General features: G+C 71.7%; 19 protein-coding genes and 1 tRNA gene. 2 read left to right on the top strand and 18 right to left on the bottom strand.

The genetic code is table 11. The features are described 5' to 3' along the window. Nucleotides 1-31: 31 nt before the first annotated feature. The 3 genes from BIV23_RS11290 to BIV23_RS11300 all read right to left on the bottom strand — a co-directional run bounded on the left by BIV23_RS11290 (nucleotide 32) and on the right by BIV23_RS11300 (nucleotide 4051). Nucleotides 32-853, bottom strand: coding sequence for a YceI family protein (locus BIV23_RS11290; protein ID WP_071380647.1), 822 nt, complete (start codon nucleotides 851-853; stop codon nucleotides 32-34). Nucleotides 854-957: 104 nt separating this feature from the next. Continuing rightward, nucleotides 958-3462, bottom strand: a complete 2505-nt coding sequence (locus BIV23_RS11295) for an MFS transporter (RefSeq protein ID WP_071380648.1) — start codon at nucleotides 3460-3462, stop codon at nucleotides 958-960. Between the two features lie 88 nt (nucleotides 3463-3550). Further along, nucleotides 3551-4051 carry a MarR family winged helix-turn-helix transcriptional regulator gene (locus BIV23_RS11300; RefSeq protein WP_071380649.1) on the bottom strand — a complete coding sequence of 167 codons (501 nt, stop codon included), beginning with the start codon at nucleotides 4049-4051 and terminating at the stop codon, nucleotides 3551-3553. A 215-nt stretch (nucleotides 4052-4266) separates the two neighbouring features. On the opposite strand from BIV23_RS11300, the gene BIV23_RS11305 reads away from it, so the two are divergent. Next, nucleotides 4267-4473, top strand: coding sequence for a hypothetical protein (locus BIV23_RS11305; protein ID WP_071380650.1), 207 nt, complete (start codon nucleotides 4267-4269; stop codon nucleotides 4471-4473). Nucleotides 4474-4487: 14 nt separating this feature from the next. Here BIV23_RS11305 and BIV23_RS11310 read toward each other — a convergent pair whose 3' ends face one another. From BIV23_RS11310 to BIV23_RS11350, 9 genes are all read right to left on the bottom strand, one after another. Beyond that, nucleotides 4488-5243, bottom strand: a complete 756-nt coding sequence (locus BIV23_RS11310; protein WP_071380651.1) for a hypothetical protein — start codon at nucleotides 5241-5243, stop codon at nucleotides 4488-4490. A 49-nt stretch (nucleotides 5244-5292) separates the two neighbouring features. After that, nucleotides 5293-6231, bottom strand: coding sequence for an RNA polymerase sigma factor SigF (locus BIV23_RS11315; RefSeq protein WP_071380652.1), 939 nt, complete (start codon nucleotides 6229-6231; stop codon nucleotides 5293-5295). 389 nt (nucleotides 6232-6620) lie between these two features. Beyond that, nucleotides 6621-7481, bottom strand: a complete 861-nt coding sequence (locus BIV23_RS11320; protein WP_079173089.1) for an RNA polymerase sigma factor SigF — start codon at nucleotides 7479-7481, stop codon at nucleotides 6621-6623. Between the two features lie 174 nt (nucleotides 7482-7655). Next, the gene (locus tag BIV23_RS11325; protein ID WP_071380653.1) at nucleotides 7656-7949 is read right to left on the bottom strand and encodes a Dabb family protein; all 294 of its coding nucleotides are present in this window, start codon (nucleotides 7947-7949) and stop codon (nucleotides 7656-7658) included. 10 nt (nucleotides 7950-7959) lie between these two features. Next, the gene (locus BIV23_RS11330) at nucleotides 7960-8139 is read right to left on the bottom strand and encodes a hypothetical protein (protein WP_071377271.1); all 180 of its coding nucleotides are present in this window, start codon (nucleotides 8137-8139) and stop codon (nucleotides 7960-7962) included. Between the two features lie 199 nt (nucleotides 8140-8338). Next, nucleotides 8339-8423: transfer RNA gene (locus BIV23_RS11335), tRNA-Ser, on the bottom strand. Between the two features lie 45 nt (nucleotides 8424-8468). After that, the gene (tadA, locus tag BIV23_RS11340; RefSeq protein ID WP_071380654.1) at nucleotides 8469-8900 is read right to left on the bottom strand and encodes a tRNA adenosine(34) deaminase TadA; all 432 of its coding nucleotides are present in this window, start codon (nucleotides 8898-8900) and stop codon (nucleotides 8469-8471) included. A gap of 65 nt (nucleotides 8901-8965) precedes the next feature. After that, a complete protein-coding gene (locus BIV23_RS11345; RefSeq protein WP_071380655.1) occupies nucleotides 8966-9502 on the bottom strand; it encodes a tRNA adenosine deaminase-associated protein in 537 nt (178 codons plus the stop codon). A 325-nt stretch (nucleotides 9503-9827) separates the two neighbouring features. Continuing rightward, nucleotides 9828-10061, bottom strand: coding sequence for a hypothetical protein (locus tag BIV23_RS11350; protein WP_071380716.1), 234 nt, complete (start codon nucleotides 10059-10061; stop codon nucleotides 9828-9830). Nucleotides 10062-10166: 105 nt separating this feature from the next. Between BIV23_RS11350 and upp the strand changes: the two genes are divergently transcribed. Further along, a complete protein-coding gene (gene upp, locus BIV23_RS11355; RefSeq protein WP_071380656.1) occupies nucleotides 10167-10802 on the top strand; it encodes a uracil phosphoribosyltransferase in 636 nt (211 codons plus the stop codon). 37 nt (nucleotides 10803-10839) lie between these two features. On the opposite strand, the gene BIV23_RS11360 is transcribed toward upp, so the two are convergent. The 6 genes from BIV23_RS11360 to BIV23_RS11380 all read right to left on the bottom strand — a co-directional run bounded on the left by BIV23_RS11360 (nucleotide 10840) and on the right by BIV23_RS11380 (nucleotide 14369). Then, a complete protein-coding gene (locus tag BIV23_RS11360) occupies nucleotides 10840-11487 on the bottom strand; it encodes a LytR C-terminal domain-containing protein (RefSeq protein WP_245790484.1) in 648 nt (215 codons plus the stop codon). Nucleotides 11488-11585: 98 nt separating this feature from the next. Then, entirely contained in the window at nucleotides 11586-11882 is a 297-nt protein-coding gene (locus tag BIV23_RS11365) for a type II toxin-antitoxin system VapB family antitoxin (RefSeq protein WP_004943146.1), read from the bottom strand. 472 nt (nucleotides 11883-12354) lie between these two features. Continuing rightward, a complete protein-coding gene (locus tag BIV23_RS53185) occupies nucleotides 12355-12480 on the bottom strand; it encodes a hypothetical protein (protein WP_281250135.1) in 126 nt (41 codons plus the stop codon). 57 nt (nucleotides 12481-12537) lie between these two features. After that, nucleotides 12538-12882 (bottom strand): hypothetical protein, encoded by a 345-nt coding sequence (locus BIV23_RS50250; protein ID WP_071380658.1) that lies wholly within the window; start codon nucleotides 12880-12882, stop codon nucleotides 12538-12540. A gap of 158 nt (nucleotides 12883-13040) precedes the next feature. Continuing rightward, nucleotides 13041-13721, bottom strand: a complete 681-nt coding sequence (locus BIV23_RS11375) for an HdeD family acid-resistance protein (protein ID WP_071380659.1) — start codon at nucleotides 13719-13721, stop codon at nucleotides 13041-13043. 63 nt (nucleotides 13722-13784) lie between these two features. Beyond that, on the bottom strand, nucleotides 13785-14369 hold the full coding sequence (locus BIV23_RS11380) for an HhH-GPD-type base excision DNA repair protein (protein ID WP_071380660.1): 585 nt from the start codon (nucleotides 14367-14369) through the stop codon (nucleotides 13785-13787). Nucleotides 14370-14405: the final 36 nt, after the last annotated feature.

Below are 14405 nucleotides of genomic sequence, written 5' to 3' on the forward strand. Positions count from 1 at the left end.
ACCCCCGCCCCTGTGGCTGACCCTGCTGTGCCTACGCCTGGGGCAGCGAGTCGCCCTGGACCGCCTGGATGTCCAGCTCGACCTTCAGCGTCGTGCCGATCGCGGCGATGCCGGCCTGGAGAACCTGGTTGTAGTTCATGGCGAAGTCCTCGCGGCGCAGCTCGGCCGTCGCGCGGAACGCGGCCCGCGTGCCGCCCCAGGGGTCGGCGCCGGTGCCGAGGTAGGCCAGGTCCAGGTCGACCGGCCGCACGATCCCGTGCATGGACAGCTCGCCGTGCACCGTCCAGCGGTCGGAGCCGGCCGGCGACAGGCCCGTGGAGCGGTAGGTGATCTCGGGGTACTGCTCGACGTCCAGGAAGTCCCCGGACTTCAGGTGCGTGTCCCGCATGCCGTTGCCCGTGTCGACGGACGCGGCCTTGATCACGGCCTCCACCCGGGACTTGGCGATGTCGTCGGGCGCGATCTCGATCGTGCCGCCGAACTCCGCGAACCGGCCGTGCACGCTGGAGATGCCCAGGTGCTGGGCGACCGCGGCGACGGAGGAATGCACCGGGTCGATCGTCCAGGGGCCGGGCGGCGGCAGCTCGGTGCCGCCCTGCCGGGCCAGTGTGACCGTGCCGACCTCGGCCCGGCCGCTCGCGGTGACGATCGCCGAGGAGGCCGCGGGCGCGTAGCCCACGGCGGTCACGATCACGGTGTACGCCCCCGGGGCCAGCTCGGTGGTGTCCCGCACGGTCCCCTCGGCGTCCGTCTCGGCGCGCAGCACCTGCGAACCGGTCATGTCGGTCACCGTGACGACCGCGTGCGACACGGCCCACCCGTCCCGCGTACGGATCTTCGCGGTCAGTCCCATCCCGTTTTCTCCCTGCAAAGCCTTGCTCATCGGTCTCAAGCGAACCGGCCCGTGGCACACGCACGACGTGTACGACCGTACGTGCGCCACGGGCCGGGGTGGAACTACTCGCCGGGGTGAGCGAGTTCGATCCGGTGCCCGTCGACCCCGGAACCGGCCACGGTCAGGGCCGTCGCCACCGGCGGGTAGCCCGTCGCGATGACGGTGTACTCGCCGCTGTCCAGGTCGGTGAAGGCGTACGCCCCGTCCGCACCGGTGGTGGCGCTGCCGACCACGTTGCCGGCCTGGTCGACCAGGGTCACCCGGGCGTCGGCCAGCGGGCCGTGCGGGGCCCGGACGACACCCTGGAGCCGGGCACCGGCGTCCAGGTCGATCTCGATCCGGGTGAGCCCGGTGGTGCCGACCTCGATCGGCAGGGCGCGCGGCCGGAAGCCGCTCGCGTTGACGGCCAGGGTGACCGTGCCCGGCACCAGGTCGGTGAAGGCGAACTGGCCCTGCTCGCCGGTGGCGGCGCTGGCCAGCAGGTCACCGCGGACGTCGGTGACGATCACCATGGCGTCCTTGACCGGCAGCGCGCTGCCCGCGGCCCGGACCACACCGGTCAGCCCGCTGGTGCCGCTGAGCAGGATGTCGTACGACAGCGGCTCGCCGCCCACCACGATGGTGGAGGCCTGCGGCTGGTAGCCGTCGGCGGAGGCGATGAGGACGTACGAGCCCGTGCCCGGGGCGTCGACGGAGTAGGAACCGTCGCCCTGGGCGACCGCGCGGCCCAGCTGGCGGCCGGTCAGCGAGATCAGGGTGACCGCGGCCTGCGGGACCGGGGCGCTCTCGGCGCCGCGGACGAAGCCGTGCACCGGGGTGCCGCCGCTGCCGCCCGAGCCGGGCTCGGCGAGCGCGACGGCGGTCGCCACCGGCGCGGCGGCCGTGGCGGCGGCCGGGGAGACGGCGGAGGTGTCCGGGACGACGGGCGTGGCCCAGCTGGGCACCTTCTGCTGTGCGGGTTCCTGCTCGGCGTTCATCGCGTTCTCCACAGTGGTCACAACGCTCTCCACGGGGGCGGCGGTTTCCGTGACCGCCCCGTTCTTCTCCTGCGCGGCCTGGGCCAGCGCGCCGGACGTCCGCAGCGGGACCTCCTTGATGAACAGCACCGTGACGAGGGCGATCAGGGCGAAGGGGGCGGCGTAGAGGAAGACGTCCGCGATGCCGTGCCCGTAGGCGCCCTCCAGCCAGGTGCGCACCGGGGCCGGCAGCGCGTTCATGTCGGGCAGGTTGCTGTTGCCGACGGCCTTGGCCGCGGCCTCCTGGGCCCTCGGGCTCAGCTCGGTGACGGTGTCCTTGGCGTGGTGGGTGATCCGCTCGGACATGACCGAGCCGAGCACGCCGACGCCGACCGCACCGCCGAGCGAGCGGAAGAAGCTCACCACGGAGGAGGCGGCGCCCAGCTCGTGCGGGGCGACCTGGTTCTGCGTGGACAGCACCAGGTTCTGCATCATCGTGCCGACGCCGATGCCGAGCAGCGCCATGTAGATCGACAGCTCCCAGTACGGGGTGTCGTAGCGCATCAGGCCGAGCAGGGCGAGGCCCGCGGTGAGGGAGACACCGCCGCCGACCAGCCAGCCCTTCCAGCGGCCGGTGCTGGTGATGAAGCGGCCGGAGACCATGGACGCGACGAACAGGCCGCCGATCATCGGGATGGTCATGACGCCGGACATCGTCGGCGACTTGTCGCGGGCCAGCTGGAAGTACTGCGAGAAGAACACGGTGCCCGCGTACATGCCGACACCGACGAACAGGGAGGCCAGCGAGGCCAGCGTGATCGTGCGGTTGCGGAAGAAGCGCAGCGGGATGATCGGCTCGGCGGCCTTGGTCTCGGTGAACACGAACAGCAGCGCGAGCACGATCGTGCCGCCCACCATCGTGTACGTCTGCCAGGACAGCCAGGCGTACTTGTCGTTGGCGAAGGTGACCCAGACCAGCAGCAGCGAGGCGGCCGCGGTGATGAAGAAGGCGCCGGTCCAGTCGACCTTGACCTTCCGCCTGGCGACCGGCAGGTGCAGCGTCTTCTGCAGGACGACCAGCGCGATCAGCGCGAAGGGGATACCGACGAACAGGCAGTAGCGCCAGCCGAGCCAGGAGGTGTCGGTGATGACACCGCCGAGCAGCGGGCCGCCGACGGTCGCGAGGGCGAAGGTCGCGCCGGTGTAGCCGGAGTACCGGCCGCGCTCGCGCGGGGAGATCATCGCGGCCATGATGACCTGCACCAGGGCGGACAGACCGCCGGCGCCGAGGCCCTGGATGACACGCGCGCTGATCAGCATCGCCGGGTTCTGCGCGAGACCGGCGACGACCGAGCCTATGACGTAGATGACCAGGGATATCTGGACGAGGGCCTTCTTGCTGACCAGGTCGGCGAGCTTGCCCCACAGCGGCACGGAGGCGGTCATGGCGAGCAGTGCCGCCGTGACGACCCAGGTGTAGGCGGACTGGCCGCCGCCGATGCTCTTGATGATCGTCGGCAGTGCGTTGGTGACGATCGTCGAGGAGAGGATGGCGGCGAACAGGCCCAGCAGCAGGCCGGACAGCGCCTCCATGATCTGCCGGTGCGTCATCGGGGCGTGCTCGGCCGAGGAGCCTCCCCCATGCTTGGCATGAGCCCGCACACCGGCTGGTGTGGTCGTTGCCATGGGTTTCCTTTGCTTACGTGTTTGCGGGTGTACGGGTGGTCTCTTCGAGTACGGGGGCGGGGACGCGGCACGCCGAGGAGGCGGACCGGCAGTCGCCGAACGAGTCGCGCAGGCGGGTCATCAGCCGGATGAGCTGGCCGACCTCTTCGTCGGTCCAGTCGGCGAGCCGCTCCGCGAGCAGGTGCGTGGTGCGCCGGGACAGCTCGTCGAGCTGTGCCAGCCCCGCGGGCGTCAGGCGCAGGATCCGCGAGCGCTTGTCCGCGGGGTCCGGCAGCCGTTCGATCCAGCCGCGCGCGGCGACGTGCGCGACGTGCCGGCTGGTGACCGACATGTCCACGGAGAGCAACTCCGCGAGCTTGCTCATGCGCATGTCGCCGTGGCGCCCCAGCAGGGTCAGCACGGCAGCCGAGCCGTTCGGGCAGTCGGGCGGAAGGATCCGCCCCAGGTCCCGCTTCACGGCTCCGACGGCACTGAGCTGACGCGCCAGCTCTTCGAACTGCGCCTGCTCGGCCATCACACCTCCCGTATTCGTTGCTTGGGGCAACCATAAAGTGATTGGTTGCTGCAGGCAAACAAACAGGGGTCCGGAAGCGCAAAAACTTGGCAAAGACATGCATTGCAGGAGTAAATATGCAGGTGGGGGCGGGTGGCGTGCCCCCCTCTGTCCCGTTGGGACCGTCATGGACCCCACTTGGGCGGCCGGGGCCGTCTTCGCTAAGGTCTCGGGCCATGGCTAACACCCAGGGCCCCGAGGGCAACTACGACCCCGCCGGCAGCACCCAGATGTTCCGCGCGTTCGTCGACGAGGCCCCCCAGGGGCGCCAGGCGCAGACGGCCGCGGCCACCTCCTCCGGCGGTCCGCGCGTCGGCCTCATCATCGGCGTCATCGTCGCGATCGCCGTGGTGGCGGGCGTGGCCTGGCTGGCGCTGAAGTAGCTCCTACGCCGGGATCACTTCCACTGGACGGTGACGTCCCGCGTCTCGATGTGCATGCCGAGCGGCACGCGCCAGGCGTCGACGCACACCGTCCAGGACGGCTGCACCCGCGCGCCCGGCGCGATCGGCACCGGGAGGTCGGCCGCCGAGTCGATCGTCCCCCAGTCGATGCCGAGCGCGCCGATGACGTGCGTCCCGAACGTGACCGACCCCGAACGCACCGCCGTACCACCCGAGTTGCGGAACTCGACGGTCACCTTCTGGCACCAGCGCTGATCGGTGTCCTTCGTCGTCGGCTTGCCCCAGGAGAGCTCGGCAGGGCCGACGGTCGTGCCGGTGCCGGGAGTTGGGGTGGGGGAGGCGGCGGAGGCGGACGGCGCGGGCGACGTGGACGTGGCGCCGGACGGGCCGGCCGTGTCCGGCGCCGGTGTGCTCTGCTCCGGGCTGCCCGGGGGGCCGGGCGTACCGTGAGCGGCCGGCGCGCCGCTCGGCCGCGGCGAACCGGGCGCGGTCGTCGGCGAGTTGCCGTCGAGCGGGGTCAGCGAGACCGAGCCCGTCGGGGTGGCCGAGGCCGTACCGGCCCGGTCCGGGCCGCCCACCGCGCCTACCGCGACGTAACCGCCACCCGGGTCCCGGTCCGCGCACGCGGCGAGCAGCCCGCCCAGGACGACGACGGCCGCCGATGCTGCCGTAACGGCGCCTCGGCGGCCACGCGTCCATGTCGCACGGGTTGTTGGAGCGGTGTCGTCCGGCCCTGTCGCGCGCAGCATCGGGCCAGTGTCGCTGACGAACCGTCAGAAATGAACCCTCAGTAGGTTCTCAGTCGGAGATCAGCCCCTCCCGCAGCTGCGCCAGCGTCCGCGTCAGCAGCCGGGAGACGTGCATCTGGGAGATGCCGACCTCCTCGCCGATCTGGGACTGCGTCATGTTGGCGAAGAAGCGGAGCATGATGATCCGGCGCTCGCGCGGCGGGAGTTTGGCCAGCAGGGGCTTGAGGGACTCGCGGTACTCCACGCCCTCCAGGGCCGTGTCCTCGTAGCCGAGGCGGTCGGCCAGCGAGCCCTCGCCGCCGTCGTCCTCGGGGGCCGGGGAGTCGAGGGAGGAGGCGGTGTAGGCGTTGCCGACCGCGAGGCCGTCGACGACGTCCTCCTCGGAGACGCCGAGCACGGCGGCCAGTTCCGTCACCGTCGGGGAGCGGTCCAGCTTCTGGGAGAGCTCGTCGCTCGCCTTGGTGAGGGCGAGGCGCAGCTCCTGGAGGCGGCGCGGGACGCGCACCGACCACGAGGTGTCCCGGAAGAACCGCTTGATCTCGCCGACCACCGTCGGCATCGCGAAGGTCGGGAACTCCACGCCCCGTTCGCAGTCGAAACGGTCGATCGCCTTGATCAGGCCGATGGTGCCGACCTGGACGATGTCCTCCATCGGCTCGTTGCGGGAGCGGAAGCGCGCGGCCGCGTAGCGGACCAGCGGCAGGTTCAGCTCGATCAGGGTGTCCCGGACGTAGGCCCGCTCGGGGCTGTCCTCGCCGAGGGCGGCGAGCCGCAGGAACAGCGAGCGGGACAGGGTGCGGGTGTCGATGTCCCCGGTGGCCGGCAGGACCGGGACGGGCGCGGCCTCCTGGGCAGGCGGGGACGGCACGGCGTCGAGGGCCGTGACGGCCTCGATTCCGTCGAGGACGTCGAGAGCGTCGAGCTCCTTGGGCGCTGCCTCGCTCGTCGCGGGCGTCAGCACCTTCGAGCTGCCCTGGTCTGCGGACATGCCACCCCCTTTGGGTCGCGGGACGGTCGGGGCGGCGCCGCCTTTCGGGCAACGCAGCCTTCACCTGAATACCGGAGCTGAGGGCCCGGCAAACGCGTCTCCCGCAGAATGTCACATGTCGGCAACACGCTGTAGTGACATGTCGACATGCGAGATCCGAATCGACCCTGGAGAGAAGGGGCCTGACGGTATTTCGGGCCCCAACTGCCGGCATCGGCCCAGGTGAGCGATTCGCCCGCGACGGTTACCGCTCGCTCGGGTATGCGATGCAGAACCGCTTGAGGCGTGCTTCCGTGCGCCCGCTATGCATCGACCGAACGCCCCCCGCGCTTCGGCCCGTACCGATTCTTATCGCGCCCTTAAGCGCGGGCCTCTAAAGCGCGGAGACCTTAGGCGTCGATGCGATTCGCGGAGCGCAGCCGCTGGAAGCTGCGGGCGAGGAGCCGCGAGACGTGCATCTGGGAGACGCCCAGCTCCGCGCTGATCTGGGACTGGGTGAGGTTGCTGTAGTAGCGCAGGAGGAGGATGCGCTGCTCGCGCTCGGGGAGTTGGACGAGCAGGTGCCGGACCAGGTCGCGGTGTTCCACGCCGTCGAGGGCCGGGTCCTCGTAGCCGATCCGGTCCAGCAGGCCGGGCAGTCCGTCGCCCTCCTGCGCGGCCTCCAGGGAGGTCGCGTGGTACGACCGTCCCGCCTCGATGCAGCTCAGCACCTCGTCCTCGCTGATCCGCAGCCGCTCGGCGATCTCGGCGGTGGACGGGGAGCGGCCGAAGAGCGTGGTGAGGTCCTCGGTCGCGCTGTTGACCTGCACCCACAGCTCGTGCAGCCGGCGCGGTACGTGGACCGTGCGGACGTTGTCCCGGAAGTACCGCTTGATCTCGCCGACGACGGTCGGCATCGCGAAGGTCGGGAACTGCACGCCCCGGTCCGGGTCGAAGCGGTCGATGGCGTTGATCAGGCCGATGGTGCCGACCTGGACGACGTCCTCCATCGGCTCGTTGCGGGAGCGAAAGCGCGCGGCCGCGTAGCGCACGAGCGGGAGGTTCGCCTCGATCAGCGCTCCGCGCACCCGGTTGTGCTCCGGCGTGCCCGCGGTGAGCTGCTTCAGTTCGGCGAAGAGCACCTGGGTGAGGGCTCGGGTGTCGGCGCTGCGCCGCTTCTCGGGGGGGACGGGCACGGGATCGGGCGCCGGATCGGGCGCGGGGGGTGCCTCCTCCTCCTGGGGTGGCGCAGTACTGGCCGGCACGGTCAACGCCACCTCTTCGTCGCTCAATCATCGGTCAAAAGCGGTCATAGCATCACAAGACATGTGCACTGTGTGCAAGCACCGCATAACGCCGTGTTGTGTTCAAATTTCGACAAGTTGGGGCGTGCGACGCACGAAAGCCCCCCGCCGTTGTGGCGGAGGGCTCGGGGGGAGCGGGGGTCAGAACGCGTAGTCGGCGATCACCCACGTGGCGAACTCGCGCCACGCGGCGACGCCCGCCTGATGGGCCGGGTGTTCCAGGTAGCGCTGGAGGGCAGCGGTGTCCTCGACGGCCGAGTTGATCGCGAAGTCGTAGGCGACGGGCCGGTCGCTGATGTTCCAGGCGCACTCCCAGAACCGCAGCTCCTCGATCTGGTCGCCGAGTGCCCTGAAGGCCTCCACGCCGGCGACGACCCGCGGATCGTCGCGTTCGACGCCCTCGTTGAGCTTGAAGAGGACCAGGTGCCGGATCATGCGATGTACCTCAGCTCTTTCCGCCGTTGGCGAGCCACGTCATGAAGTCGCCCACGGACTTGGCGGCGTCCGATATGCCCTCGAAGACTATCTGGACGTAGTGCGCCGCCTTGGGCGGGTCAGTGATGATCACGTACAGCGCGAAGACCACGAGCGCGTACACGGCGATCTTCTTGGCGTTCACCGCCACCGCGGCCTCCCCTGTGCCTGTCCCTGTGGGCCCCTGTTGCCGGCCGCGAGTGTAACCTTCACGCCCCTTTCGGGGACCAACGGCCCGCCGCGGGCTGTCCTTTGCCGGCCCGCGCGAGCGGAGCGCACGTGCCGGTTCCGCGGGACGGGCGCCGTACGACGAGAAGGGCCCCGTCGTGAGACGGGGCCCTTCTGCGAAGCGGTAGCGGAGGGATTTGAACCCTCGGTGACTTGCGCCACACTCGCTTTCGAGGCGAGCTCCTTCGGCCGCTCGGACACGCTACCGAGGGAGACCCTACAGCACGGCGGGGTGTGGTTCGAAATCGGTATTCAGCGGTCCCGGAAAAACTCCGTGAGCAGCTGGGCGCACTCCGTCGCGAGGACGCCCTCGATCACCTCGGGCCGGTGGTTGAGCCGCCGGTCGCGGACCACGTCCCAGAGCGAGCCCGCAGCGCCCGCCTTGTCGTCCCGGGCGCCGTAGACGACCCGGTCGACGCGGGACTGGACGAGCGCGCCGGCGCACATCGTGCACGGCTCCAGCGTGACCACGAGCGTGCAGCCGGTCAGCCGCCACTCCCCGAGCCTTCCCGCGGCCTGCCGGATCGCGAGGACCTCCGCGTGGGCCGTGGGATCACCCGTGGCCTCGCGCTCGTTGTGCCCGGCGCCGAGCACCGTCCTGCCGTCCGGGGACAGCACGACGGCGCCGACGGGGACGTCGCCGGCCAGGACGGCCCGCCCGGCCTCGTCCAGGGCGAGCCGCATCGCGGCCCGCCAGCGGTCGCGTACCGGGTCCGGTGCGGCGGCCCGGCTCCCGGCGTTCCCGGTGGTCAGCGGACGGTCTCCAGGACCTCCGCGGCGCCCAGGGCCTCGGCGATCGAGCCCAGCGCGTCCTCGGCGTCCAGGATGCGCAGTGCCTTCTCGCTGATGCCCAGGTCGTCGAGGATCCGGCTGTCGCCCACCGGGCTGTGCGGGACGGCGTCGGCGCCGGCGTCGCCGACGGCGTCGTCGGCATCCTCCGACTCGCCGTCCTCGGTGCCGTCGAGGTCCAGGGAGTCCAGGTCGGGGCCGTCGTCCGAGCCGGGCTCCCGGCCGAGCAGTTCGTCGGTGAGCAGCAGCTCGCCGTACGCGCTGCGCTGGGCGGCGGCGGCGTCCGAGACGTAGATGCGAGGGTCGTCCTCGCCGTCGATGCGGACGACGCCGAACCAGGCGTCCTCCTGCTCGATCAGGACGAGCACCGTGTCGTCGTCGGGAGAGGCTTCCCGGGCCAGGTCGGCCAGATCCGACAGGGTCTCCACATCGTCGAGCTCTGTGTCGCTCGCTTCCCACCCGTCTTCGGTGCGCGCGAGCAGTGCGGCGAAGTACACCGTGACTCTCCCACTGGTCATAGGTGTGCCGGTTGGGGGTCCCCCCGGCGGAGGTACGTGGGTGGAGAGAGCTGGGCTCCGAGCCCCACCCACTCGGAATCGTGGCAGAAACAAGACGTTCAGGGGACGTCTTCGGCTCCCTGTGTCTCGCAGCCGCCTTGCGGATCGTACGCGGCTTTTCCCAGCGCTCACGCACGCCCACCGCGCAAACACCGCCGTGGACATGGATCTTCCTCACCGAGAACTTTCTCACCGGGCCCCGCTCCGGACGCTTACTCCCCGCGGGCGGTTCCACCCTGTGCGGGTACGGCGGACCACGGACGGCCTACCAGCGGAACGTCCGCATGCGCTGCGCGTGGCGCAGCCGGGCGGCCTTGGTGCGCCGGGGCTGGACCCGGGCGCGCAGCTCGCGGGCCTCGGCGAGATCGCGCAGGAACTCGGCGCGTCGGCGGCGCCGTTCGGCATCGGTCCCGGGGACGCCGGCTCCGCGTGTCGGGGGCTCGCCGGTGTCCGAGGTGTCCCCGGGCGCGTCCTCGGGAAGGCCAGGCAGGTCAGGCAGGTCAGGCACGTCGCACCACCCCGGTTCCGTCCCTCCCACTTTCCCCCGTACGGCCCCCTCGGCGCCAGGGTCGGAGGGCGTTCGGGCGCGGGTACCGTTAGGGGCATGCGTCTCCACGTCGTCGACCACCCCCTGGTCGCCCACAAGCTCACCACACTGCGCGACCAGCGCACCGACTCCGCGACCTTCCGCCGGCTGGCCGATGAACTGGTCACCCTGCTGGCCTACGAGGCCACGCGGGACGTGCGCACCGAGGCCGTGGACATCGAGACCCCGGTCACGCGGACCACCGGCGTCAAGCTCGCCCGCCCGCGCCCGCTGGTCGTGCCGATCCTGCGCGCCGGTCTCGGCATGCTGGACGGCATGGTCCGGCTGCTGCCGACCGCCGAGGTGGGCTTCCTGGGCATGATCCGCAACGAGGAGACCCTCCAGGCCTCCACGTACGCCTCGCGCATGCCGGAGGACCTCTCGGGCCGCCAGGTGTACGTCCTGGACCCGATGCTGGCCACGGGCGGCACGCTCGTCGCGGCGATCCAGGAGCTGATCAGGCGCGGTGCGGACGACGTGACCGCCGTGGTGCTGCTCGCCGCGCCCGAGGGCGTCGAGGTGATGGAGCGCGAGCTGGCGGGCACGCCGGTGACGGTCGTGACGGCGGCGGTGGACGAGCACCTCAACGAGCACGGCTACATCGTGCCGGGGCTGGGCGACGCGGGAGACCGGCTGTACGGCGCGGCGGAGTAGTTCCGCCCGCGTGGTCCTTCGGCCCTCCGGGGTGCCTTCAGCACCCCTTCTTGGGCGTCGTCGCCGACTGCGGCGACGACAGGGCCGTCAACGCCTGCTGGGCGTCCGCGGGCTTCGCCAGTGCCGTGAAGCCGTCGCCCAGGATGAGGTCCAGGTCGGCGCCCTTGCGGCCGGCGTCGGTGCGGCTCTCGGCGCCGGCCAGTTCGGTGGCCAGCACCGGCAGTGAGGTGTTCCGGGCGGCGGCGGGGCCGAGCAGTACCCCGGTGCCCTTGACCTTCTTGTCGTAGTCCTTGCTCGCGTTGCCCACGTCGCCGATCCTGAAGCCGCGCTTCTTGAGTTCGTCGGCGGTGGACTTGGCGAGCCCGCTGCGGGCGGTGGCGTTGTAGACGTTCACGGTGATCTGGCCCGGCTCGGGCAGGGCCTTCAGGTGTGCGGCCGGCGTGGCCGTGGCGGCGGCCCCGGGCCGGCAGCCGGTCTTCGCGCCGGTCGCCGCGTTCTTCTTGGTGCCGCCGGAGAAGACGTCGATGAGCTGCAGGGTGCCCCAGGCGATCAGGCCGAGCGCGCAGGCGGACGCGACCACGGCGGCCACGAGCCGGGCGCGGCGGCGCGGCGGACGCATCCGGGGGTATTTGTCCCCCGTGATCCGGTACTGGCCGCCCATGCCAGGGGGAGTCAGCATGCTCATGGGCGCAGCGTAGTGCGCCTGAGCGGCGATGCCTATTAGATGATCAGTCGATCCCGCTCAGCGGAACCCGAAAGGGCCAACGGCCGCGCCGGGCCGGGTCAGTCGAGTTCGAGCACGCGCGCGTGGAGCACCTGGCGCTGCTGGAGGGCGGCGCGGACCGCGCGGTGCAGGCCGTCCTCCAGATAGAGGTCGCCCTGCCACTTCACGACGTGCGCGAAGAGGTCGCCGTAGAACGTCGAGTCCTCCGCCAGCAGGGTCTCCAGATCGAGCTGCTGCTTGGTGGTCACGAGCTGATCGAGGCGGACCGGGCGCGGCGCGACGTCCGCCCACTGCCGGGTGCTTTCCCGGCCGTGGTCGGGGTACGGCCGGCCGTTTCCGATGCGCTTGAAGATCACACGGAAAGCCTACCGGCCCAGACGTTCCGGGCGCAGCCATGGCGGCGGAGTGCGCCCCTTTGAAAGCTCTGAAAAGATGGAGCGAAACGGGCAAATGGGCTGCTAGCGGGAGCGAGGCCTGCGACGAGTGACCGCCGGCCGGACCGGACCGGGCGGTCGACCCCGCGTTCCGAGAGCGTTGTGCACAGGCTGTGGACCGCGCGCCGGTGCACGAGAAGCCGGCCGCCGCCGAGGAGCGAGCAGCCCTCGCTCGTCGAACAGGTCGTCGGCAGCCCGGTGTTCAGATCACCGGCCCGCTCGGCGGGCACGCGGCTCGGCCGCGAGACCACCCGCTCCCTGTTCGGCACGGTCCGGCGCAGGGATGGCCCGGCGCAGGGGTGGCTCAGCGCGGGCGGTGGCGTGGTGAGGTGGCGGCACGGCGCAGGTGGTGGCCCGGCGGAGGCCGTGGGGCCGCGCCGCCGGGCCGGTGTGTTCAGCGGTCCCGTTCCTCGGGTTTGGGCTGCGGTTCCGGACGGTTCTCGTCCGGCTTGCGCGCCGTGGCGCGCCTCGCCTCCGCGCGCAGCAGGGCGCGCAGGACGGCGTACGGATCCTGGGGCATGGCTGTGCTCCTTGCGTCGAGCCGACTGACCTTGCGTGGTGTGGGGACGCGGGTCCGTCAGCAGCGCAGAACCACCGTGCGCGGCAGGGGAGTCGTGTACGGCGCCCGGGACGCGGCGGGACACGGGCGGCGCGCCGGCGCGGCCGGGCCGGGCAGGGGCGCGGGGCACTCGGGGGCGTCGGCCCGGTGGACGGCACGGGCGGTCGGCCGCAGGAGGAGGTCGAGGCCGTCGAGGGCGTCGGTGACGTCGTGGCCGTCGTGGTGCTCGGAGGTGTCGGCCGAGACGGCGCAGGCGGGGGCCGCGTGGGCCTGTGCGTGGGCGACCGGCACCCACAGGGCGAGGAGCAGCACGAGCACCCGCAGCCAGGTACGGCTGCGCGGGCGGCGCGGGGTCCTGCTCACGAGAGGTTTCTCCCCGGCGCGGGCGGTGGGCGCAGCACCGGGGGCCACAGATCCGCCCGGTCGGGGGAGGAGAGGGGCGTTCTGTTGACGGCGCCGGCGTCGCCGTCGGCGCCGGATCGACAACGGTGCGGGGCGACGACGCGGGCCGGGGCGACGGCTCACACGGTCTTCGGGATCCGCTTGGCCCGGCCGCGGATGCCGAACGCGGTGATGATCTCCGTGATCCCGACCACGACCAGCCAGATGCCGCCGACGAGGGTCAGTACGGCGACCGAGTGGAACGGAGAGTCGATGAGCACGATGCCGGCGATGAAGGTGAGGACCCCGAGGAAGACCTGCCAGCCCCGGGCGGGGGTGCGCGGGTCGGAGGCGGCGGCCAGGGTCTGGGTGATGCCGCGGATCAGCCAGCCGATGCCGATCCACAGGGCGAGCAGCAGGATCGACTGCATGGGCCCGCGGAAGCAGAGCAGGCCGAGCAGGATCGACAGGGCACCGCTGATGAAGGCCAGCACGCGCAGCGAGGTCGTCATGTGTGTGCCGAACGCGGCACCCAGCTGGAAGATGCCGCTGATGACGAGGTAGAGGCCGAAGAGGACGCCGGCCGCGAGCAGCGAGGGGCCGGGCCAGACCAGGATCAGGATCCCGAGGATCAGCGAGGCGATCCCGGTGACCAGGACCACCTGCCAGGCGGCCCGGGACAGGGCGTGCAGCGGGCCTTCGAACGGCGGCTCGGGCTCGTGCCGCCCGCCCGCCGCTCCGCCCGCCTGCCGGGCCGCGTGGACGTTCCGGTCGTCGTACTCAGGGCTCCGCTCGGAGCCACCGCTCGGTGCCTCGGTCATGGTTCATGCTGTGACCGGCGGGGCGGGACGTGCCATCGGGGTGGGCCGGTCAGGTGAACCGGCCTACCTGCCGGAGGCCTTCGCCGCCGCCTTCATCTCCTGCTTGTGCGCCCGCACCTTGGCCAGTGACCCGGGGCCGGTGATGTCGGCGACGGAGCGGTAGGCCCTCGGTTCGCCGTACGCGCCGGCCGCCTCCCGCCACCCCTGGGGCGTGACGCCGAGCTGCTTGCCGAGCAGCGCGAGGAAGATCTGGGCCTTCTGCTTGCCGAACCCGGGCAGCGCCTCCAGCCGTTTCAGCAGCTCGGCACCGGTCGGGACGTCCCGCCAGACGGCCTCGGCGTCCCCGTCGTAGTGCTCGGCGAGGTACTGGCACAGCTGCTGGATGCGCTTGGCCATCGAACCGGGGTAGCGGTGCACGGCCGGTTTGCCGGAGAGCAGCGCGGCGAAGTCCTCGGGGTTCATCGCGGCGATCTCGTGCGCGTCGAGGTCTCCGGCGCCGAGCCGGTCGGCGATGGTGCGCGGGCCCTTGAACGCCCACTCCATCGGAACCTGCTGGTCGAGCAGCATGCCCACCAGCGCGGCGAGCGGGGAACGACCGAGCAGCGCGTCGGCCTCGGGGTCCTGGGCGAGATGCAGGGTGACGTCCATGGCTCGATGATCGCCCGGCCGTGCACGGGCCGCAGC

Origin of the sequence: Streptomyces monashensis (assembly GCF_001866665.1) — a bacterium.
GTDB lineage: Bacteria > Actinomycetota > Actinomycetes > Streptomycetales > Streptomycetaceae > Streptomyces > Streptomyces monashensis.